At 66.7% G+C, this 771-nt stretch carries 1 protein-coding gene; it reads right to left on the bottom strand.

Translation table 11 applies throughout. The annotated features are described in order from the left end of the window. Positions 1 to 482, bottom strand: a 482-nt coding sequence (locus BN1134_RS01595; RefSeq protein WP_042044835.1) for a DUF533 domain-containing protein, incomplete at its 3' end; no start/stop codon positions are given. Between the last annotated feature and the right edge of the window lie 289 nt (positions 483 to 771).

The following is a 771-nucleotide window of genomic DNA, read 5'->3' as shown; positions in this document are numbered from 1 at the left end:
TCGCTCACCTCGCGGGCCAGGGCATGGGGATCGAGGGGGCGGGCCAGCTCCCGGTCGATGAAGCGGGCCGCGTCGCCCTGCCCCAGCTCGGTCAGGTGGGCGGCAATCTTGCCACGCTCGTGTTCGTCGATATGACCGTCGGCGCGGGCGGCCGCTATCATGGCGCGCACCAGTAGCTCGGCCCGCTGATCGAGGGCGGGCCCCTCAAGGGCCGAGAGCGGCTGGGGGGAGACCTGGCCGGCAGGGGCGCTCTGCTGCTGCGCCTGCCAATCCTTGTAGAGCTTGTAGGCAAGGCCACCAAGGGCCGCCGCCCCGCCCACCGCCGCCACCTTGCCGCCATATTTGCGCATCTTCTTGTTGCCCAGCAGCAGGCCGAGTGCTCCGCCGGCCAGTGCTCCCTGCACCTGCCCTTTACGCTGCCCGCCTCCCTGCTCGAGCCACCCCTTACCACTGCCAAGCAACTGATCGAGTATCTGCTTCATACCTGTCTCCTGTGCAATTTCCGCCATGCTGTACCCGGCTGCGTGAATCAGATGTGAATGATAAAGAGCACAGGAAAAAACGAACTCCCCCCGGCGCGGCGCGCCTGTTGGCGTCTCTCCTATCTCGCGAGCAAAGAATAAGGGGGTAGCAGGCGATAACTGCCGGCGTGAACAGCGAGCGGCGCAGGGCGGCCCCCATGACGGAGGACGATCAGCTCCTCTGCCGGCTCTTGGCGTGGCTTACAGCGCCGCCACCCTGGCCTCGATGTGAGCCCTGAGCTCAGGCGCT

It is taken from the genome of Aeromonas simiae (genome assembly GCF_000820125.1).
GTDB lineage: Bacteria > Pseudomonadota > Gammaproteobacteria > Enterobacterales > Aeromonadaceae > Aeromonas > Aeromonas simiae.
Note: the sequence above shows the minus strand (reverse complement) of the source record. Positions and strands in the feature narration are given on the sequence as shown.